The sequence below is a fragment of the Rhodospirillaceae bacterium genome, assembly GCA_002728255.1.
GTDB lineage: Bacteria > Pseudomonadota > Alphaproteobacteria > UBA7887 > UBA7887.
The window spans coordinates 76307-98140 of record PBWV01000047.1 but is presented as its reverse complement, the minus strand read 5'-3'; the positions used below and the strand labels follow the sequence as shown (position 1 = coordinate 98140).

Here is a 21834-nt window from a genome sequence, read left to right as displayed (position 1 = left end):
TATTAAAAATAACCAAAGGCGACTGAGAATAATTTTTCTACTGCTTTAATAGCCTCTTTAGGGGAAAAAATAATAACTCTGTCACCCGTTTGAATCATAGTTTGTCCCCTTGGAATTATCACTTGATTGTCACGAAGAAGCGCGCCTACTAGCACCCCGCGAGGTAATTTGGCGTCTTGTAGTGGTACCCCTATAACAGGAGCTGATTCCAAGGCATCGGCCTCAATGACTTCGGCGTTTCCACTCTGCAGGGAGTGAAGCGAATGAATTCTTCCCCTCCGAATGTGCTCTAGAATACGGGAGACTGTAATATCACGAGGACTTATGGCTGTATCAATTCCTAAGGGCGATATTAGGGGCGCATAAGTAGTTTCATTGATCAGCGCTACGGCACTAAAGCAACCATAGCGCTTGGCTAATACGGATGATAGAATATTCACCTCGTCATCATCGCTTACTGCGATAATTGTATCAGTCCCAGCTATATTAACCTCTTCTAAAATTTCCTTTTCCAGAGCGTCTCCATGTATAACAATCGTGGCGTCTAGTTCCTCGGCAACTTTTTGCGCTCGTTCTTTATTAGATTCTATTAATTTAATATTTATTCCTTGCGCATTTTTTTGAAGGTTTTTGCAGAGTTGTAACCCAATATTTCCTGCTCCAATTATGACAATGTTTTGAGCGGGAACTTCTTCGTGTCCAAATATCTGCATTGCTCGACCTACGTGAGCACTGTCAGCTATGAAATAAATTTCGTCTTTGGGAAGAAGTTGTTCCATTTCCTTGGGATGGATATGTTCTTCTTCTCTAATTATGTAAACCACTGTAATATTGAGATCCGGGAACAATTCAGTTAATTGCTTGAGTGGGGTGTTTATTACTGGACAATCTTCATTTAATCTCATGCCAACCAATTTAATGCGGCCCTCTGAAAATCCTATAATCTCAGTGGCGCCTGGAGATTCAAGAAGACGTCCTATGGATTCTACAACCTCATTTTCTGGAGATATGATGACATCTATTGGCATTTGATCCCTGCTGAAAAGGTGCTGCCAATTTGGTTCGAGATATGCGTGGTGCCGAATTCTAGCAATTTTGATTGGTATATTAAAAAGTGTGTGGGCAACTTGGCAAGCAACCATATTAATTTCATCAACCTGAGTGACGGCTATCAACATATCAGTAGTTTCGGCGCCAGCTAACTGCAGTATGTCTGGATATGATGCAAACCCTTGGAGGGTCATAACATCTAATGCGTCATTTACTTTACGTAAGCGCTCATAGTCGTGGTCTATTACGATGACATCATTATCTTCGGCACTTAATTGCCGTGCAATGTCAAACCCTACCTGCCCTGCCCCACAAACTATTACTTTCACCTTATTAATTCCTTATAGATGCGAACATTTCCGAATGAATTTTAAAGTTTTTCACTTGGATAAATGCCCAGAGCCTTTAACTTACGATGTAATGCCGAACGTTCCATCCCTATGAAGGCTGCAGTTCGAGAAATATTATGTCCAAATCGGCTAATTTGAGACTCCAGATATTGTCGTTCAAATATTTCCCGCGCTTCTCTTAGCGTCAACGCCATAACTTCTTTTGCTTTATCTGGTCGTAAAGCCGTTGGAGTAGATTGGGTTAATTCTGGCGGTAACATAGATGGATCAAGTGGGGTTTGTTCGCCACCCGGAGCCATAATCAATAACCATTCTACAACGTTTTTTAATTGCCTTACATTTCCCGGCCACTCACAAGTTTGCATAACAGCTATGGCATCCTCTGTGAATTTTCTCCCAGGTATTCCTGTTGTTTCTGAGGCAAGATCCATAAAATACTTCAGTAATTCAGGAAGATCCTCTGGCCGCTCTCGCAAAGCGGGAACCTGAATTGGAACCACGCTAAGCCGATAGTATAAATCTTCCCTGAAATTTTTCTTAGTTATTTCTTCCAATAAATTTCGACTACTTGCTGCTATCACTCTAACATCTACTAATACTTTCTTGCTTCCACCCACCCGAACAAAACTTTGCTCCTGTAAAACTCTTAAAATTTTTCCCTGTGTCTCAATTGGCATATCCCCCACCTCATCGATAAAAAGGGTGCCTCCATGTGACTGCTCAAGTGTGCCAATATGAATTGATCCATTAGCAGATGAACCGGCTTGCTCAGAACCGAATAACTCCTTTTCAACAATTTCAGGAGTCATCGACGCCGAATTTAATGCCACAAAAGGGCTGTCAGAACGTGGGGATTTCTGATGAATGATACGCGCAATAAACTCTTTGCCACTGCCCGGAGGCCCTCCAATCAAAACTCTACTTTGTGTGGGGGCTACACGTTCAACCAACTGTCTAACCATACTTATTGGGGTTGACGTTCCTATAATGTCTAATTTAGTACCAGTTTTTCGACGGAGTTCGATGTTCTCTTTTTCTAATTTGTTTCTTTCAAGTGCTCTTTGTACAATCAACAATAAACGTTCAACTTCGAATGGTTTCTCAATAAAATCGTAGGCACCTAAGCGAATGGCTTTAACAGCTGTCTCGATATTTCCGTGACCACTTATCATAATAACAGGAATCCCTTCATGTAATTCCTTAATTTTAGCTAAAATTTCTAGTCCGTCAGCAGGGCTCCCTTCTAACCAAATGTCTAAAAGTATCAGCGATGGAATTCGTTTGTGTATCTCAGAAAAAGTTGTGGAACTATCCCATGCCTCTCGGGTTTCTATGCCGTTATCACTGAGGACGCCGGAGACCAATGAACGAATATCACCTTCATCATCCACTACCAAAATGTCGGTTGCCATTCAATTTTCCAACTATAAGTTATTACGTTTATTTTTTTACTATGGTGTGTTTTTTGATATGCCAGTCATGTTATCAATGGGAAATCTTAAGGAAATAGATGCGCCTCCACCAGGACGATCATTTAAGTTTAGTACACCACCGTGATCTTCGATGATTTTCTTAACAATAGCTAAGCCTAGACCGGTTCCTTTGTCTCGGGTTGTGATATACGGCTCCACCAGACGATCAATTAGTTGTTTTGGAAGACCGCACCCATTATCTTCCACCATTAATTCAAGTTCGGTTGTGCCGATTCTAACAAGTTTTACATCGATCTTTTTGGGGGAACGACCGCTGTCAGGAAGATGCTCAACCGCATCTATGGCATTCAAAATAAGATTGTTAATTGCTTGACTGAATTGTTTGTGGTCACAAGAAACATGAATCGCATCTTCCATAGGCGTTGTCGTAAATTCTATCTGTGGAGTCGCCAATCGGTGCATACTTACAACACCTTTTATTAATTCAGCAATATTGACTCGCTCCCGAACAGGAGCGGGCATACGTGCAAACGTTGAAAATTCATCAACCATGCTGCGTATAGATGCTACTTGCCTAACTATGGTTTCTGTGCACATTGCAAATATGTCTTTATCTTTATCAATATCCGACAAAAACTTTCTCTTTAATCGTTCTGCTGACAATTGAATGGGGGTTAAGGGATTTTTGATTTCATGAGCGATTCGTCGCGCAACATCACTCCAGGCTGCTGCCCTTTGAGCATTTACAAGTTCAGTAATGTCGTCAAATGTTACCACATAACCAAGCGTTGTATGTCTCTCTTTTTGGGCATTCATGCGTACTAATAAAGTTCGAACTCTTCCTTTTCTGTTTATCCGAATTTGATCTTGAACCATGGTCTGCTGAGAATCTTGAAGATCTTCCATCAGCGGCATGAATTCTGGAAGAACATTATTAATCATTAACCCTATTAGTTCATCCGGCTGCGCCATAAGAAGATCAAGTGCCGCACGATTGGGGATAAAAATTTTTCTATTTTGATCCAAACCAATCACACCAGAGGAAACACCTAACAGTACAGTTTCTGTAAATCTTCGGCGTTCATCAAGCTGCTGATTTGCATTGATAAGATCTTTTCTTTGACGTTGTAGCTGGCTCGTCATCCGGTTAAATGCTCTATTAAGCGAACCGATTTCATCACCTTCCACCCCTTCGGAAACTCTGGTGGTCAGATCTCCAGCACGGACCTTTTCGGCTGCGACGACAAGATCTGATATCTCACGAACTAAACGGTTTGCAAACATCATTCCAATCCAGATAGCCACAAATAATAATAACAAAGCCACCATAAGATATAGTAGTGTGAAAATAATTTGGATGTTGGAGGACTTACTTTGCAATGCTTCGTATTCGTTTACTGCAATAGTCACTCTTTCTAGATGTTCAAGAACTTCGCGATCTACAAAGCGCCCAATATAAACAAACGTACCCGGGATATTGTCTAACCGGGCGAGAGCCCTTACCCTATCGCTGCTATCGCTGGTGGCGATAATAATTTCGCCTCTAGAGGCTTGCTCGAGAAAATTGTTTGACAAGGAATCGAAGGTCAGCAAGAAACTTAGCTTAGTACTAGCTAGGACCTTTCCGTCCCTCCTAATTACGATAGCTTCGGATACCGATCGCTCGTCTGCTAAAGAATTTAGTAATTTACTAAAATCAGAAAAATTAGCAGTTATCTCTACATCCGTGCGGTTGATGGCAGCTGCTATGGATAATACATCAGCTTTTATAAACTCTTGATGGTCCTTGATATAGGCAGAGGCAACGGCACGTGATCTCTGAAATGCTGTGACTACCCGTTCGTTAAACCAGGCCTCCAGCCCAAAATTGAAAAAGGAAATTGAAAATACTGCAACGACAACGGCGGGAGTCGCAGCAACTAAACCAAATAAAGTAAGCATTCTGGAGTGAAGCCGGGACCCAATAGAGCCCTTTCTTCGTTCGTTCCATAGCCTATTTACTCGGAGTGCTAATAATGCACCTAGAGCCAAAAGGAGCACCAGATCAACATTCAACAGAATTAAAATAGTTAATGGATCTGCTCCCTCAGCAGAGACGGCTCCAGTTAAGGCGGAGTATGTGGCCAAACCAAAAAAGATAGAGGTAATTACAACAGAAATTGCAAATTTTCTTGAAGCAAAAATAACCTTCATTTGGGCAAAAATCTTTGCTCTGTACGTCGATTTTTTATTGGAAGACTGCAATGTTGATGCCATTCTTATCTGTTTCCACGGGCAACTCGGACATCTAGTTTGCGAATTTTCGCTCGTAATGTATTGCGGTTGATCCCTAAAACTTCCGCGGCCTTTATTTGGTTACCTTTCGTAGCCGCTAGTGTCCTACTTATTAGTGGCTGTTCTATCTCTCGAAGAATTCGCTCATACAATCCACTGGCAGGCAGAGTATTTTTATGAGCTGTAAAATATTTTTCCAAGTGCTTGTCTATGGTTTGTGCCAATCCATCACCTGGTGTTTCCTTAATTTCCTTTTGATTTTCATAAGTATCGAGTAAAGAGGTTTTTACGATCTCATCGCTAATGAGTTCATCAGTGTATAGAACACACACTCTTTGAACAAAGTTTTTAAGTTCCCTTATGTTCCCTGGCCATTTGTATATCTTTAATCTGGAAATAGCCTCTGGTGAAAAGCGGCTAGAAGATGCCTTGGAAGTGTGAAAAAGCTGCACGAAATATTGAATTAAAGTTGGGATATCTTCTGCCCTCTCCCTAAGCGGAGGCAATCGTAGAGGAACAACATTGAGACGGTAAAAAAGATCCTCTCGAAATAATCCTTGAGCAACCAGACTTCGCAAATTCCTTTTTGTCGCTGTAATTATCCTTACATCAGAAGGTACGAGCCCCTGTCCTCCAACCGGGCTATATGCGTTTTCCCGTAAAAGCTTTAACATTTTAGCTTGTGCTTCCAGAGACAAAATTGAGATTTCATCTAGGAATAATGTGCCTTTCTCAGCTAAACTTAGTTTTCCGGGTGAGATAATTCTTTCTCCCGAAATACGATGTTCATGTCCAAAAATTGCTTTGGTAATAAGTTCAGATGGAACCGATTCAAGTTTTACACTGACAAATAATAAGTTTCGGCGTTGGCTGCAATCGTGAATGTTCTTTGCAAGCAGTTCCCTACCAGTGCCCGATTCACCCGAAATAATTACAGTTGAATCAGAGTTGGTTAATCGAGCAATTGACCTGTAGATATCTTGCATAGCCGGGGAATTCCCGAGAAGGGGAAGCTTATCTACTATCCCCTTAGAAACCTTAGTGTTTTGAGAAATTTGTACATTTTTGAAGGTTGAGAGACTCTTGATAAGCCCGATTAGTTCATCAAGATCAAATGGTTTTGATACGTGCTTAAACAAATTTCCCTGTTCGTTGTTAGTCGAGGAAAAGACATTATTTGTGCTTAGCAGAATTATTGGAAGTTTGGGTCGAGACTGACTTATTTGGGACACTAAATCAGCTCCGTTTCCAAGGGTCAGTGTTGCGTCGACAATCGCAACCTCTCCTTGTCCTTTCGAGATCCATTTCATTAACTCATAGGAAGATGAGGTTGATCTCACATGATGTCCTGCCCTACTTAAGGCTCGAGATATTACTGTTCTTACTGAAGGATCTCCCTCCGCTACTAGTATTTTTTTTATCGTTTCGTCCAATTTTTGGGCAACCTTAGTTTGAACCGATGTTTTTTGCAGAATGTACTGGAAGAAAAACCGTTATGGTGGTTTTTTGAAAAGTAGCATCTAATTCGACAATACCGCCATGGTCATCAATAATTTTAGCTACCAAAGCTAACCCCAAGCCAGTTCTATTTGGTTTTGTAGTAACAAATGGCTCAAAGATAGACTTTTCGATGTCTTCAGGGATTCCTATGCCATTGTCGGTTATACTCACTGCTATCGGCAATTCAAATTTTTCACGGCCCCCCAGAACTGACGCTAGTGAACCATGCCGATAACTTGTTACAATTTTTATTAGCCCTTTGTCTTTATCAAGCGCTTCGTAGGAATTTTTAACCATATTATCAAACACTTGTATCAGTTGCTCTCTATTTCCAAATACTAAAGGCAACGACGGGTCGTAATTTTCCTCTATTAGGACAGTTTTTTCTAAATTCGGTGTCAATTTTTCTTTCACATGACCTAAGACATCATGAATATTTACAGCACTTCGGGTTAATGGCCTATCGTCTGAAAAAAGTTCCATTCGATCTACAAGATCCTTTATTCGGTCAGTCGCATCCCAAATTAATTCTGTTAATTCCTTATCCGAGTCTGATACGGATTCTCCCAGTAATTGAGCTGCGCCACGAATTCCAGAGAGAGGATTTTTTACCTCACGAGAAAAAATAGCCGTAAGGCCAGAGATTGATCTGGCTGCTCTACCAAGTAGATTTTGGCCATCTAGTTCGCTTGCCAGAGAACATTCTTGAATGCTTGCAATTGCGAATTGGGAGTTTTCGGTGGGCCCCGATACTCTCACATCAACTTTTTGCTTTTTTACTCTGGGCCCCGCTAGCATAAGCCCGAATTCTCGAACACTATGTCGTTCACTAAAAGCTCGCTGTAGAAGCGATACTAACTCACCGTCTTCATCAATTAAGGTAGTTATAGTTTTATGAATAAGAAAGCCTGAACTCAAGCCAAACAAAAGTTCAGCGGCTGCATTGGCCATTTTTATATTTAGGGATTCGTCAAATACGATGATTGCTGTTGGAAGGTTTTGAAGTACTTCAACTGGAGACGGCTCAGCATCCGATAAGTTCATTAAACTCTTCATGAGTTTACCCTGTCTCAAGGCGTGCAAGCCTTTGAGTTGTGTTTACGGCAGATTCCAGAAGTGATTGGATACTTTTAAGGTTTGGGGCCCTTAGCAAGGACTTACGAACCTCCTGGGAGAGGAGTAAATTTTGAGCGTACCAAGCAAGGTGTTTCTTAGCTATCCGAAAGCCGCGCTCAAACCCATAGAACGTTAGCATCTCTTCCAAATGTAATAGAATTTTTTGGAGTATTACTCCGTGGGGTGGGTCGGCAAGTTGCGATCCCGTTTTCAAATAATGATTGACTTGATTTAGAAACCAAGGTCTTCCTTGACAGCCTCTTCCTATCATCACCCCTTGGCATCCCGATAGAAGTTGCATTTTTTTGGCGTCTAAAATTGTGGTGATGTCTCCATTCCCTATCACCGGAATGGAAACCGCATTAACGACTTCTCCAATAAATCTCCAGTCAGATTTACCCGCATAAAACTGGGATCGGGTTCTTCCATGAACTGTAATCATTTTTGCTCCACAATCCTCAGCAATTTTTGATAGCTTCGGAGCATTTCGATTTTTATTATCCCATCCAGTCCTCATTTTAACAGTAACTGGAACTTGTACTGCTTTAACTAAAGAAGAAATAATCTGGGCGACAAGGGATTCTTCTTGCATTAACGCGGACCCTGCTAATCCCCCTACTACCTTCCGTGCAGGGCATCCTAAATTGACATCAATAGCACTCGCCCCTAGGTCCTGGCAGAATAGTCCACATTCAGACATTACTGATGGATCCCTGCCCAATAGTTGAACTACGGTAGGTGGACCATTTGATTTATTATTGTTCAAACCAGTCAATTTTAATTGCTGTTTAGAGATTATTTTGGTAGCGACCATTTCTGTATACAGAAGTCCCACCCCAAAAGAACCAACTAAACGGCGAAATGGGAGGTCAGTAACCCCTGACATCGGTGCCAACAGCGTGGGGTTACTTATATTGATGGGGCCAAGTTTTAAGGGCATAGTGAAAACCGATTGCCTAATGTTTAGGCATTTTTACTCCTCTATCGCGCTCTCGGCAATGTTATTTAGCCTATAAATTACTCAAAAAATATCAGCCATAAAGATTTTCATTTGAAAATATGATAATAGGCACAGAGTACCTCTTAGGATTCAGGCTTTAGAGCTTTATATGAAAGAAAAGCAACCCACAGTAGCCCTAGTTTTGGCGGGAGGCCAGGGAACCCGAGCAGGTGTCGGCCTGCCCAAACAGTACCGTAATTTAGCGGGTAAACCGCTTCTGCGCTGGTCGCTGGAAACATTGTGTCGGCACCAGAAAATAGATCATGTTAAAGTGGTAATACGTCCAAATGATGAGCCACTCTATCGCGATGTGACTGCTGGTCTACAATTAATGGAGCCAGTTTACGGTGGGGAGACCCGTTATGAATCTGCCCGTAATGGAGTCCAAAGCTTGAAGGAGCTCGCTCCAGGAATTATTTTGATTCATGATGGTGCTCGTCCCTTTATCACCCCAACATTGCTAGATCAATTGATCTCAAGTTTAACTTCTAGAGTGGCAGTTGTTCCGGGGATACAAATAATTGATGCGGTTAAGAAAGTTGATAATGGCCTGGTTGAGCAGGCAGTAGATCTATCAAACTTATGGCGAATACAAACCCCACAAGCATTTCAATTTGATGCTATTTTCTCCGCATATCAGCTGGTCTCTGAACATAATTTCAGAGATGATGCGGGGGTTGCTCAACACTCGGGTATCACAGTTAACGTGATAGAAGGATTGGAGGAGAATATCAAAATTACGATTCCTAGAGATTTTGAGAAGGCCTCGAAAATAATGGCAGAGGAGCGATTACAAATTCATGTAGTGACAGGATTTGATGCTCATAAATTTGGATTAGGTGATCATGTGACACTTTGCGGAATAAAGATACCCTGTTCTCATGGATTAATTGGCCATTCAGATGCAGATGTGGCGCTTCATGCTTTAGTTGACGCCTTATTAAGCGGTATTGATGGTGGGGATATTGGGCAACACTTCCCTAGTAACGAAGAAAAGTGGCGAAATCGAGCTTCTGATGAGTTTCTTTCATATACTATGAAACTGGTAAATGAAAACAGTGTAAAAATTAATCACATAGACATGACAGTTATTTGCAATGAACCGCGCATTTCGGAATTTAGGGATGCGATGCGCAATAAATTAAGTCAATTGGTGAACGTATCTAAGAAAAGGATTAGTATAAAAGGAACTACCACTGATGGGTTAGGGTTTACTGGTCGAGGCGAGGGGATTGCTGTCCAAGCAACAGTTACAATGGTTGTAGATAATGAGCAGTAATCAGCCATCATTACCGCGCTGGCATCCTGTAACAATATTACTGACATGGTTCTACAGTGGTTTTTCTTCTGTCGCTCCAGGGACCTGTGGTTCACTCGCTGCAATTCCTTTTGCCTGGATTGTTCTCACCCTCTTCGGCACATACACTTTTCTAATAATTCTATGTTTTCTATTGGTGCTTGGCATCTGGTCATCCCACTGGGCGCTGCAAAAACTAAAAGAAAAAGACCCTAAAATTATAGTTTTGGATGAAGTGATAGGACAAGGTCTAGTCCTTGCTGTGGCTCCTATTACTCCAGTCTCATACTTGCTGGCCTTTATACTATTTCGACTATTTGATATATACAAACCTTGGCCAATTCACCTAATTGATAACAAAATGAAGGGAGCGCTTGGTGTAATGTTGGACGATGTAATTGCCGGTCTTTATGGTGCAGTTACACTTCTCATAATTTTAGAGTTAATGGGATGAGCAGTGCTGTTTAACAATACTTTAAGACAAAAGGCAGAGTTGCTTTTAAGTCAGTTCCAAGAGCTCGGTTTGTGTCTGGTTACAGCGGAATCTTGCACTGGGGGCTTAGTGAGTTCTTGCCTTACTGCAATTCCTGGGGCGTCCGAAGTAGTTGAGGGTGGGATAGTGTCCTATTCAAACCAGGCTAAGCAGGCCTTACTCGGCGTCCCTACTCCTCTCATAATTTCACATGGAGCTGTTAGCAAGGAAGTTGTGTGTGCCATGGCTGAGGGTGCCCTCACTCGCACTAGAGCGGATATTTCAGTTGCTATCACCGGTATAGCTGGGCCTGGGGGTGGAACTAAAGAGAAACCGGTAGGGCTAGTATATTTTGGAGTTGCCTGGGCCAATAAGCCTACAAAATTTATATCACGCCAATTCAAAGGGAATCGGTCACAAATTCAATTGGATAGTGTGGATATGGCCATCGATTTCCTCCTTAAATCGGTGCAAAAATTATAAACTTATGCACGGATAGAACTGTTTAATCTAGTTCCGTTGGAATTGAAACTTCCAGTGGAGGACCATATTTTTTTCTGGCCCGTGCTTCAAAGCAATTCACCATCTTTTGTACGGCCTCATAAAACAAAACCCCCATGACCTTGTTTAAGAATATAGACTTAAACTCAAAATCGACACAGAAGATAATCCTACAAGAATCATGATCATTAGTTTCAAAGGACCATACGTTATGCATTCTCCGAAATGGCCCATATGTTGGAGTTACTTGTATTGAATATGGTCGTTCAAATCTCACGCACGATCCAAAACGCTCCTTGAGTAACTTAAAACCAATCAATAATTCCGCTTCAAATGATGTATCTTCAATATTTGTTACACAGGAAGACAAACACCAAGGCAAAAACTCAGGATACGATTGGACATCAAGAACGAGGTCGAACATCTGATCCTGAGTGTAACCAACAGTTTTAATTTGGCGGTGCTTGGGCACAATTGTTAACACTTTCTGCGGGCCGCTTGGAGAGAAATAAAATCATCGTCTGCATGATATGAGGAGCGCGTCAGTGGCGAGGCAGAAACCATGAGAAACCCCTTGCTGTAAGCCATGGATTCGTAAACTTTAAATTCGGAAGGAGATACATACCTATAAACTTTTCGGTGTTTCAAAGAAGGTCGCAGGTATTGGCCGATTGTAATAAAGTCTACACAATGTTGACGCATATCATCCATTACCTGTGCCAGTTCATTTATTGATTCCCCTAAGCCGACCATAAGCCCCGATTTGGTAAAAATATTCGTGTTTATCTCTTTTGCAGATTTTAATAAGCTAAGTGAGTGTTGATAATCAGCTCCCGGCCTTACTTTCTTATACAAGGAAGGAACGGTTTCGAGATTATGGTTGAATACATCAGGTTGTGCGCTCAAGACAGTTTGAATAGCTCCTACTTTTCGCCGAAAATCTGGGGTTAAGACTTCTATTGTAGTAGTCGGACATTTTTGTTTTGTAGCTAGAATAGTTTGCTTAAAGTGATAGGCACCGCCATCAGGCAAGTCATCACGATCCACTGATGTAATCACTATATGCTTTAAGCCAAGCCTTTTTGCTACTAAGGCAACCCGACTAGGTTCATCAGTATCGATGACTTGGGGTTTTCCCGTAGCAATATTACAAAAGCTGCATTTCCGAGTACAGACATCACCCAGTATCATGACTGTAGCATGATTATTTGACCAACACTCCCCAATATTTGGACACGCAGCTTCTTCACAGACGGTATTCAAATTAAATTTCCTGACCAGCTGTTTAGTTTTGACGTATTCGCTAGTAGTTGGTGCCTTTACCTTTATCCAGTTTGGTTTTTTGTTTTCCGCCCGCATATTTTTACTAAATATGAAGGGCTTTATCATAGGCATCGAGCACGGATTCGTGCATAATCTCAGAGAGAGTCGGATGAGGAAATATGGTATGCATTAAGTCTTCCTCTGTACATTCCAGCCCCATTGCGATGACAAAGCCGTGGACCAACTCAGTAACCTCAGGGCCAACCATGTGAGCCCCAAGTAACTCCCCAGTTACTGCATCAAATATTGTTTTAATTAAGCCCTCAGGCTCCCCTAAAGCCACAGCCTTCCCGTTGCCTCGGAAGGGGAACCGACCAATTTTTAGCTCTTTATTAGCCTCTGTTGCTTTTTGTTCCGTTAAACCGATGCTAGCAACTTGCGGCCGGGAATAGGTACACCCCGGAATTTGGTTATAATCCAGCTGCCTGATATCTGGCAATCCTGCTATTTTTTCAACACATACAACTGCTTCATGGCTGGCCTTATGCGCTAGCCATGGTGGGCCGACTACATCACCAATAGCATATATATGACTTTCAGATGTTTCCATCCAATGGTTAACTTTGATATGTCCTTCAATTGTTTGTATCTTTGTGTTTTCCAAACCCAGACCATCAATATTTGCTGCTATTCCAATCGCCACGATAGATTTCTCCGCCTCGATGCAAATTTCTGTGCCATCGTTTTTTTCTATCAGTATCGACAACACACCACCAGTACTTCCAATAGACTTTACAGTAGACGAAGTGTGAATTGTAATGCCACCTTTTGCAAATTTCTCTGCAACGAAAGCTGAGATTTCGTTGTCTTCGGCAGGAAGGATAGAGCTAAGAGATTCGATCAGGGTCACTGAACTACCCATGTCTCTGTAGAAACTAGCAAATTCAACGCCGATAGCCCCAGATCCGATAACAACTAGGGATGCTGGAATAGCCTCTGGAACCATTGCTTTCTTATATGTCCAAATATTTGGGTCATTTTCAGGCGCAGACGATAATAATTTGGGGTGTGCACCTGTTGAAATGACAATGTCTTTTGCACTTATTGAAAAATTTTCCTTTTCATTGGCTACCTCGACTATCCCAGGTGCAGAAATTCTTCCAACCCCCATGAATATCGTAACTTTATTTTTTTGTAGGAGGTATTTAACTCCTTTACTTAGTTTATTTGCTACCAGTCGCGACCGATCGACAACGCTCCCCGCATCAAAATTGACATTATCAGCAGAAAACCCAAACTCACCCAATCGGGACATTAAGTTGTTAATCTCTGCACTTCGTAACAATGCTTTGCTAGGAATACAGCCCCAGTTCAAACAAATTCCGCCCAGGTGTTCTTTCTCTATAACCGCAGTTTTCAACCCCAACTGAGCGGCGCGAATAGCGGCCACATATCCCCCAGGGCCGCCTCCAATAATAACAATGTCAAATTTCTCAATACTCATCTAGAGCATCAAAGTTAACGGGTTTTCGATAAAGCCCTTAATGGCACCTAATAATTCAGCGCCGGTGGCGCCGTTGATAACCCTATGATCACATGAAAGAGTGCAATCGACACAGGTTGCTATTGCTATTGCAGAATTTTTAACGACTGGTTTTTCTGTTGATGCGCCGATCGCTAAAATGCCGGCTTGTGGGGGATTAATCACGGCGGAAAATTCTCTGACACCATACATTCCAAGGTTTGATATTGAAAATGTACCTCCTTGATATTGCTCCGGTAACAATTCCCCAGCCCTTGCTTTCTTAGCAAGCTCTTTCATCTCTGCAGAAATTGAGGCCAACCCTTTATTTCCAGCGTCTTTCACCACAGGAGTCAGCAAACCTCCTGGGACTGCGACTGCTACCGCCACGTCCACCCTCTCGTAATAGATTGTTTCTTCCAGGCCCCAACTGGCGTTAGCTGTGGGTAATGATTTGAGAGCCAAAGCGGTGGCACGGATAAAAAAATCGTTTATGGAGAGAGAGAGTTCTTCCTCATTATTAAGTTGAGTTCGAATATCAAGTAATTTGTCTATCTCCACTCCTATTGTCATATAAAAGTGGGGAATTGTAGACTTCGATTCGCTAAGCCTCTGAGCTATTACCCTTCGCATACTGGTATTACTGGCCGTATGGAACGGGTTATCCAGAACTACAGATTCCTGAGACTTCGCCATGGTGCCTTTGGGTTTCTTCTCAGAGAAATTTGGCTGTTGAAAACTTTTATTCACGGCTTCAAGAACATCCCCTTTTACAATACGGCCTTTTGGACCTGTTCCTCTAATAGTAGAGAGGTCTAGATTTTCCTGGAGAGCCATCTTTTTTGCTAGTGGGCTGGCCAGAATTCGCCCTTCAGAATTTACATTGTGATGGGTTTGCTCGTCCTTAACACTTTCTTCTGTTTTGCCGGCTAGAGGGGGTTGAGTAAGCTTAGTCTCAGTTAGGGCACTTATTAAAGGACTATTCTTTACTTCGTTCACCACACCTTCTTCTGCGATGATCCCAATAGGAGTATTTATCGGAATGCCGTCCGTTCCCTCGGGGATCAATATTTTTTCCAGGGTCCCATCGTCGATCGCTTCTATCTCCATGGTTGCTTTGTCAGTTTCAACTTCTGCTAGTACGTCTCCCGCCCTAATGGTTTCTCCCTCCTTTTTCAGCCATTTAGCCAAGGTCCCCTCTGTCATGGTAGGGGATAAAGCTGGTAATAATACTTCAACTGCCATGATTGTGACTCCCAATGGAACAAGTCCATTCGGTGATTTTGGAAGTATTTTTGTTAATGTTATTCATTGCATACTTTCAATAGCGCTAATAATTTTATCTACACTTGGTATGGCCATTCCCTCCAAGTTCGCGGCATACGGCAAAGGAACGTCTTTGGAAGTTACTCTCATAATAGGAGCATCAAGGTAGTCAAAAGCCTCGTTCTGCACCTGAAAGGCGATCTCTGCTGCAATACTCATTGAGGGCCACCCCTCATCAACTACAAGCAGACGATTGGTTTTCTTAACCGATTTAATAATTGTTTTCATATCAAGGGGTCGCAAGCTCCGTAGATCAATAACCTCACATGAGGTGCCGCTTTGGTCTAGAGTATTCGCGGCCTCCAAACTCCATTCTACACCTCGGGAGAAGGATATTATAGAGGCATCAGAGCCGGGATGGAGAACTTTTGCCACCCCTATTGCTTCCGGGTCAGTGTTCTCTTCCTCTAACTCAAATGTTTTGCCGTACAATAGCTCATTTTCTAAAAATATCACCGGGTCTGGATCTCTGATTGCAGCTTTAAGAAGGCCCTTAGCGTCAGACGCTGAGTACGGGGCCACAACTTTTAGGCCGGGAACCTGGGCAAACCAACTCGAAAAATCCTGTGAGTGTTGAGCTGCCACACGGGCCGCGGAACCGTTAGGTCCTCTAAAAACAATCGGGCAAGTCACCCGTCCACCTGACATATAGCGGGTCTTTGCCGCGGAATTAACTAGGTGATCCATCGCCTGTAATGCGAAATTAAACGTCATAAACTCAACTATTGGCTTTAGCCCCATGAAGGCGGCACCTACCCCCACCCCAGCAAAGCCAGCTTCAGTTATTGGGGTATCGATAACCCTCCGGGGGCCAAATTCGCTGAGTAATCCCTGTGTAACTTTATATGCGCCATCGTACTCTCCAACTTCTTCGCCCATCAGGAATACGTCATCATCCCGTCTCATTTCCTCAGCCATAGCTTCATTAAGTGCTTGTCTTACACTAATATCAGTCATCTGTGCTGGCCCTCGCGGCATAGACATCAGTGTACAATTCAGACGGACTTGGTTGCTCTGCCTGCTGAGCTGATTCCGCTGCATTTTGTACATCTGACCTAATTTTTTGGTCGATCTCTTTTAGATTCTCCATCTTTAAGATGCCTTTTTCACTTATCACTTGTTCGAGCTGAGTTATTGGATCGCGTTTTTCCCTGACCTCTTTAACTTCCTCCTTAGGCCTATATTTTGCCGGGTCTGAAATGGAATGTCCCCGATATCTATAAGTATTCATCTCAACAATCATTGGACCATTGCCCGCGCGCACAAAGGAGGCCGCCTCAAGGGCGGAATCTCTCACGGCTAGGACATTCATGCCGTCGCATTTGATTCCAGGTATTCCCAATCCCTCTCCATGCCGAAAAAACTCTGTCTGGGCGGTTGCACGGGCGGTAGAGGTGCCCATACCATATTGGTTATTCTCGATGACATAGACAATCGGGAGATTCCATAATGCAGCCATATTGTAGCTCTCATAAACTTGGCCCTGATTGGCTGCCCCGTCGCCAAGGAAAGTGAAGCAAATATTTGAAAGACTACGATATTTTAATGATAGTGCGATACCGGTCCCAATAGGCACTTGAGCCCCAACAATACCATGACCTCCATAAAACCCGTTTTCCGGTGAGAACATATGCATGGAACCACCTTTACCTTTAGAACTCCCCAAGATCTTTCCAGCTAACTCGGACAAGACTCTTTCTATTTTTTCTCCCCTTGCAAGCATATGCCCATGACATCGATAGCTGGTTATCATAGGGTCTTGACGAGTTATCGCATTTTCAACTCCTACTACTACGGCTTCCTGGCCAACATACAAATGCAAAAATCCACCTATTAGACCCATTCCATAGAGTTGCCCTACTCGTTCTTCAAATCGGCGAATTAACAACATTTGCCTATAGTACTTGACCAGGTCATCATTGCCTGCAATCAAGCCGGCGCTGTTTTGGGTATCCTTGGGAAGGGGGTTCTTGGTGGCCATCTGTTCCTTATCGCTTAATAGCCTTCGCCAGTAGGCACAGACAAAATTCTAAAACTGTTATATAGCACGGGCAAGCATCTGAAGATTCCAGAAAACTTACGTTTATTCTTTCGCACAGATTGTATCATAAGGTTCTGTTCAATCGAATATCGTTAATTGAGAATACTTCAGTTCAGGCTAAGTCACTCATAAAATACCACCACCTCGTCATATCTCCCGTAGTTCAGGACTCTACGGGAGCGCTCCGTTAGCATGTCTAAATCAACTGTATCTGGCCTCAAGAGAGACACTCGATGTTCTAATTGTTGACGTTTTTCCGTTTTCAAAGCTAGAATCTTGGCTGTATCCTGAATTTCCTTTGACACTAATAGGTAGGCAATAGCACCATTTTCACCCTGTATAAGATGATAACCCAAATATACACCTATACCCCCTAAGGCTATTGCACGCAAAGATCCCAATAAGTATTTCGATATTATTTTTCGCATCGCTTAATCGGTTATTCTTAACGATTGTCCCTTAATTTTTTCCTACACTGTGGCGTTGATACCTGCATAGTGTCCACACATATCCAATTCTTCCTCAATCCGCAAAAGTTGATTATATTTGGCAACGCGGTCTGTTCGACTAACCGAGCCGGTCTTTATTTGGCCACTGTTAGTTGCTACGGCGAGGTCTGCAATAGTAGTATCCTCGGTTTCGCCTGACCGGTGAGACACGATAGCCTGCATTTGAGCGGTTTGAGCCATTTCGACTGCTTCCAAGGTCTCAGTAATTGTGCCAATCTGATTCATTTTGATAAGCACGGCATTTGCTGCTTGTTTATCAATCCCTTCCTTTATACGATTCGTATTTGTTACAAATAGATCATCGCCGACTATCTGAACTTTATCACCTAGCCGGCCAGTTATTTTAGACCAACCTTCCCAATCATCTTCTCCCAATGGGTCCTCAATCGAAATAATTGGGAATGTGCGACATAGAGTCTCTTGATAATCAATAAATTGGTCTTGTGTAAATTCGGCACCCTCACCACTCAACTGGTACTTACCATTAACAATTAACTCCGTCGCAGCCACATCAAGAGCCAATCCAACATCTGAACCTGGTTTAAGGCCAGCTCGTATAATAGCCTCCATTATCAGGTCCAGACTTTCTGAATTATTTTTAAGTTTTGGAGCGAAGCCTCCTTCATCGCCAACAGCAGTACTATAACCTTTGCTCTCTAGGTCACTCTTCAGCGATTGAAAAACCTCTACACCCCATCTAAGAGCTTCAGAGAAAGAAGGAGCCCCAGTTGGCACTATCATAAATTCTTGAATATCGAGAGAATTGTTAGCATGCATACCACCATTTATAATATTCATCATAGGTACGGGTAACTTTCGCGCCTTAACGCCTCCGAGGTAACGATAGAGTGGTTGTTTGCAGGCATTGGCTGCAACTTTAGCAATCGCTATACTCACGGCAAGGATTGCATTTGCTCCCAAGCGCCCTTTATTGGGTGTACCATCTAAATCTATAAGGACCCTATCCAAGCGGTTTTGCTCCAGCGCATCTCTTCCAACTAATGTATCCGCTATTTCTCCATTTATAGCGTTGACTGCATTTTGCACTCCCATCCCACGAAAAAAAATTTGTTCACCATCTCTTAATTCTATAGCTTCATAGCTTCCGGTAGATGCCCCAGAAGGGGCCGAACCCCTTGCTATTTCCCCGCTCTCTACTCGGATTTCTGCTTCTACCGTTGGATTTCCTCGACAATCCAGAATTTGTCGAGCGTTAACTTGTGTGATGGTAGTCATTGCACTTACTTCCCCAATCCATAGAGAGTATCTTTGGTTATGCGATCTATAGCAATCAAACTGGACAATAATTTTTCCAGTTTTTTCAGAGGCACCATATTTGGACCATCGGAAGGAGCGTTGTCCGGGTCTTCATGTGTCTCAATAAAGATAGCCGCTACCCCAGCGGCTACAGCCGCACGGGCAAGTAACGGCACGTATTGCCGTTCACCACCACTTCGATCGCCCTCCCCTCCTGGTTGTTGTACTGAATGAGTGGCATCAAACACTACAGGATAACCTTGCTCCGAAAGAACGGAAAGTGAACGCATGTCAGAAACCAACCTGTTATAGCCGAAACTGGCTCCGCGTTCGCATAGCAAAATTTTTTCATTACCAGTTTTTGCTATTTTTGAAGCAACACTTTTCATATCCCACGGCGCAAGAAATTGGCCTTTTTTTACGTTGACCACTCTTTGAGTGTGTGCAGCAGCTATCAGGAGATCAGTTTGGCGACATAGAAAGGCAGGTATTTGGAGTACGTCAACGACTTCAGCAACGGGGTTACATTGCTCCGCCGTGTGGACATCCGTTAAAACAGGGCAATTAAATTTTTCTCGAAGGTCCGCGAGGATCGGTAAACCCAATTCCATCCCAAGGCCCCTGAAAGAATTAAGGCTAGTCCTGTTTCCCTTGTCAAAGGATGTTTTATAGACAAAACCAAGTCCAAGCTTAGAAGTTATTTCCACAAGAGCCTGACACATTTCAAGGGCGTGCGCTTTGCTTTCCAAAGCACATGGGCCGGCTATCAGAACAAACTCAAGGTCATTTCCTACAACGGTATTTCCAATCCTAATGTGCTTGTGTTTATTTATCATTTGAATTTTACTTTCTCAAACTAAACGAGATTTTTTCATTGCAGCTTCTACAAAGGACGAAAATAACGGATGAGGCTCAAAAGGTTTAGATTTTAATTCGGGATGGAACTGAACTCCCACAAACCAAGGGTGATCAGGTATCTCAACGGCCTCTGGAAGGAGACCATCGGGTGAGGATGCTGAAAAAAACAGTCCAGCCTTGTTGAGCAAACTCTCGTACTTGGGATTTACTTCGTAACGATGCCTGTGACGTTCACTTATATTAGTACGATTATATACTCTTGCGAGTAAGGTCTTATCCTTAATTAGTGCCTGGTAGGCTCCCAACCGCATTGTTCCCCCCAAATCATCACCCGTACTACGTAGCTCTATATTGCCCTCCTCTGTAACCCATTCATTTAACAAGGCAATTACCGGCTCAGGTGTTGGGCCAAATTCCGTCGAGGAGGCATTCTCAAGTCCTGCAACATTGCGAGCAATTTCTAGGACCGCAAGTTGCATTCCAAAACAAATACCGAAATATGGAAGTTTCCGTTCGCGCGCAAACTGGATCGCTGCGATCTTTCCTTCGATGCCTCTCCCTCCGAATCCGCCTGGAACCAGAATCCCATGGACGTTTTCAAGCAAGTGGAGATTCTTTTCATCTTCCAAAATTTCAGAGTCCAACCATTCAATTTGGACTTTTAACTTGTTTTTAAGACCCCCATGGGTCAGAGCTTCCGACAGGGAAATGTATGCATCCCGAAGACCAGTGTATTTTCCCACAACCGCGATAGTTACTTCACCATCAGGATTTCGCAGGCACTCATTTATTTTTTTCCAGGGATTAACGTTGATCGACGACTTAAATCCTAATCCAAATCGTTTCAGTACTTGGCTATCCAGACCTACCGAATGATAGTTTTCAGGAACCTCGTATATTGAATTAACATCAACAGCTGCAATTACGTCGTCCTTCCCAACATTACAAAACAATGCAATTTTGTTTCGCTCAGAATCGGGTATAATCTGGGTACACCGGCAGAGTAAAATGTCCGCCTGTATTCCCAAACTTCTCAATTCCTTTACCGAATGTTGAGTTGGTTTAGTTTTAAGTTCTCCTGCCGAGGCGATGTAAGGGATCAGCGTTAAATGTAGAAATAAAGTAAGCTCTGATCCTAGATCGTTTCGTAGCTGTCTAATTGCCTCAAGAAATGGTTGGCTCTCTATATCACCCACAGTGCCTCCGATTTCACACAAAAGAAAATCAACATTGCCTGTATCAGACATAATCATTCTCTTTATTTCATCGGTGACATGAGGGATGACCTGAACAGTACCTCCCAGATACTCTCCTTTTCTCTCGTTCGCTATAACATTGGAATATATACGACCAGCCGTCGCATTATCACTTTGTCGGGCGGAAACACCGGTAAACCTCTCATAGTGACCCAAGTCGAGATCAGTCTCCGCCCCATCATCAGTTACGAATACCTCTCCGTGCTGATACGGGCTCATAGTACCGGGATCAACATTTAAGTAAGGATCAAATTTGCGCAAACGGACGGAATAGCCACGCGCCTGGAGTAATGCAGCCAGGGAAGCTGATGCGAGCCCTTTCCCAAGTGAAGATACCACGCCGCCGGTCACAAAAATGAATCGCGTCATGGAGCAACAGGATAATCTATTATGGTGCCTTTACCAATAAAAACTGGCAGATGGCTAATTTTTAGTTCACTCTTCGATCGGCGCCGTAGGCCCCTCATCTGAGCTTTCGTATTCGATAGAATTCTCATCTGTGTCTCCAATTCCATCCAAAATTGATGGAGACTGGGAGTTTCTTGCAGCCAAAATAGCAAGTAGGAGGCTAGTGATAATAAAACAGGTCGCTATAATCGTTGTTGTCCGAGTTAACAAATTTGCTGACTGTCGGCCGGAAAGTAAATTTCCGAACCCGGCACCGCCCCCATCACCTCCGCCCAGGCCGCCCAGAGCGCCTCCATCACTCCGCTGAAGCAAGATCACAGTCACAAGGGCTACTGCAAGTATCAAATGTATAACAAGAAACACCGTAGTCATTTATTTCTCCTAGCAGAAAAAGCCTACTT

Annotated in this window: 20 protein-coding genes; 3 read left to right on the top strand and 17 right to left on the bottom strand. The window is 43.0% G+C overall.

All coding sequences use genetic code 11. From position 1 onward, the window contains the following. Window positions 1–2: 2 nt before the first annotated feature. The 6 genes from CMM32_12035 to CMM32_12010 are packed head-to-tail and all read right to left on the bottom strand — an operon-like array spanning window position 3 to window position 8663. A complete protein-coding gene (locus CMM32_12035) occupies window positions 3–1379 on the bottom strand; it encodes a Trk system potassium transporter TrkA (protein ID MBT07619.1) in 1377 nt (458 codons plus the stop codon). A gap of 41 nt (window positions 1380–1420) precedes the next feature. Then, window positions 1421–2812 carry a sigma-54-dependent Fis family transcriptional regulator gene (locus CMM32_12030; GenBank protein MBT07618.1) on the bottom strand — a complete coding sequence of 464 codons (1392 nt, stop codon included), beginning with the start codon at window positions 2810–2812 and terminating at the stop codon, window positions 1421–1423. A gap of 39 nt (window positions 2813–2851) precedes the next feature. Next, window positions 2852–5089: a two-component sensor histidine kinase gene (locus CMM32_12025; protein MBT07617.1), complete on the bottom strand. Its 2238-nt coding sequence runs from the start codon at window positions 5087–5089 to the stop codon at window positions 2852–2854. 2 nt (window positions 5090–5091) lie between these two features. Beyond that, the gene (locus tag CMM32_12020) at window positions 5092–6540 is read right to left on the bottom strand and encodes a nitrogen regulation protein NR(I) (GenBank protein MBT07616.1); all 1449 of its coding nucleotides are present in this window, start codon (window positions 6538–6540) and stop codon (window positions 5092–5094) included. Between the two features lie 13 nt (window positions 6541–6553). After that, the gene (locus CMM32_12015) at window positions 6554–7663 is read right to left on the bottom strand and encodes a two-component sensor histidine kinase (protein MBT07615.1); all 1110 of its coding nucleotides are present in this window, start codon (window positions 7661–7663) and stop codon (window positions 6554–6556) included. A 4-nt stretch (window positions 7664–7667) separates the two neighbouring features. Beyond that, complete coding sequence (locus CMM32_12010; GenBank protein MBT07614.1) at window positions 7668–8663, bottom strand: tRNA dihydrouridine synthase DusB; 996 nt, start codon at window positions 8661–8663, stop codon at window positions 7668–7670. Window positions 8664–8832: 169 nt separating this feature from the next. Between CMM32_12010 and ispDF the strand changes: the two genes are divergently transcribed. From ispDF to CMM32_11995, 3 genes are read left to right on the top strand one after another with little or no spacing between them, the layout of a single operon-like run. Beyond that, on the top strand, window positions 8833–10002 hold the full coding sequence (ispDF, locus tag CMM32_12005; protein ID MBT07613.1) for a bifunctional 2-C-methyl-D-erythritol 4-phosphate cytidylyltransferase/2-C-methyl-D-erythritol 2,4-cyclodiphosphate synthase: 1170 nt from the start codon (window positions 8833–8835) through the stop codon (window positions 10000–10002). After that, a complete protein-coding gene (locus CMM32_12000) occupies window positions 9992–10474 on the top strand; it encodes a phosphatidylglycerophosphatase A (protein MBT07612.1) in 483 nt (160 codons plus the stop codon). Before ispDF ends, CMM32_12000 begins: the two co-directional genes overlap by 11 nt. Window positions 10475–10480: 6 nt before the next feature. Further along, a complete protein-coding gene (locus CMM32_11995) occupies window positions 10481–10975 on the top strand; it encodes a damage-inducible protein CinA (GenBank protein ID MBT07611.1) in 495 nt (164 codons plus the stop codon). A 22-nt stretch (window positions 10976–10997) separates the two neighbouring features. Here CMM32_11995 and CMM32_11990 read toward each other — a convergent pair whose 3' ends face one another. From CMM32_11990 to CMM32_11940, 11 genes are all read right to left on the bottom strand, one after another. Beyond that, a complete protein-coding gene (locus CMM32_11990; GenBank protein MBT07610.1) occupies window positions 10998–11465 on the bottom strand; it encodes a ubiquinone-binding protein in 468 nt (155 codons plus the stop codon). Window positions 11466–11470: 5 nt separating this feature from the next. Continuing rightward, window positions 11471–12388, bottom strand: a complete 918-nt coding sequence (gene lipA, locus CMM32_11985; GenBank protein MBT07609.1) for a lipoyl synthase — start codon at window positions 12386–12388, stop codon at window positions 11471–11473. Further along, window positions 12360–13760, bottom strand: a complete 1401-nt coding sequence (gene lpdA, locus CMM32_11980) for a dihydrolipoyl dehydrogenase (protein MBT07608.1) — start codon at window positions 13758–13760, stop codon at window positions 12360–12362. Before lpdA ends, lipA begins: the two co-directional genes overlap by 29 nt. After that, window positions 13761–15023, bottom strand: coding sequence for a pyruvate dehydrogenase complex dihydrolipoamide acetyltransferase (locus CMM32_11975; protein ID MBT07607.1), 1263 nt, complete (start codon window positions 15021–15023; stop codon window positions 13761–13763). Between the two features lie 63 nt (window positions 15024–15086). Further along, window positions 15087–16154, bottom strand: coding sequence for a pyruvate dehydrogenase complex E1 component subunit beta (locus CMM32_11970; GenBank protein ID MBT07606.1), 1068 nt, complete (start codon window positions 16152–16154; stop codon window positions 15087–15089). Next, the gene (pdhA, locus tag CMM32_11965; protein ID MBT07605.1) at window positions 16054–17085 is read right to left on the bottom strand and encodes a pyruvate dehydrogenase (acetyl-transferring) E1 component subunit alpha; all 1032 of its coding nucleotides are present in this window, start codon (window positions 17083–17085) and stop codon (window positions 16054–16056) included. The genes CMM32_11970 and pdhA overlap by 101 nt, the downstream gene beginning before the upstream one ends. Before the next feature lie 182 nt (window positions 17086–17267). After that, window positions 17268–17573, bottom strand: coding sequence for a septum formation initiator (locus CMM32_11960; GenBank protein ID MBT07604.1), 306 nt, complete (start codon window positions 17571–17573; stop codon window positions 17268–17270). A gap of 42 nt (window positions 17574–17615) precedes the next feature. Beyond that, a complete protein-coding gene (locus tag CMM32_11955) occupies window positions 17616–18890 on the bottom strand; it encodes a phosphopyruvate hydratase (protein ID MBT07603.1) in 1275 nt (424 codons plus the stop codon). A gap of 5 nt (window positions 18891–18895) precedes the next feature. Next, window positions 18896–19744 carry a 3-deoxy-8-phosphooctulonate synthase gene (locus CMM32_11950; GenBank protein MBT07602.1) on the bottom strand — a complete coding sequence of 283 codons (849 nt, stop codon included), beginning with the start codon at window positions 19742–19744 and terminating at the stop codon, window positions 18896–18898. An 18-nt stretch (window positions 19745–19762) separates the two neighbouring features. Then, window positions 19763–21394 carry a CTP synthetase gene (locus CMM32_11945; protein MBT07601.1) on the bottom strand — a complete coding sequence of 544 codons (1632 nt, stop codon included), beginning with the start codon at window positions 21392–21394 and terminating at the stop codon, window positions 19763–19765. A 66-nt stretch (window positions 21395–21460) separates the two neighbouring features. Further along, window positions 21461–21805 carry a preprotein translocase subunit SecG gene (locus CMM32_11940; GenBank protein ID MBT07600.1) on the bottom strand — a complete coding sequence of 115 codons (345 nt, stop codon included), beginning with the start codon at window positions 21803–21805 and terminating at the stop codon, window positions 21461–21463. Between the last annotated feature and the right edge of the window lie 29 nt (window positions 21806–21834).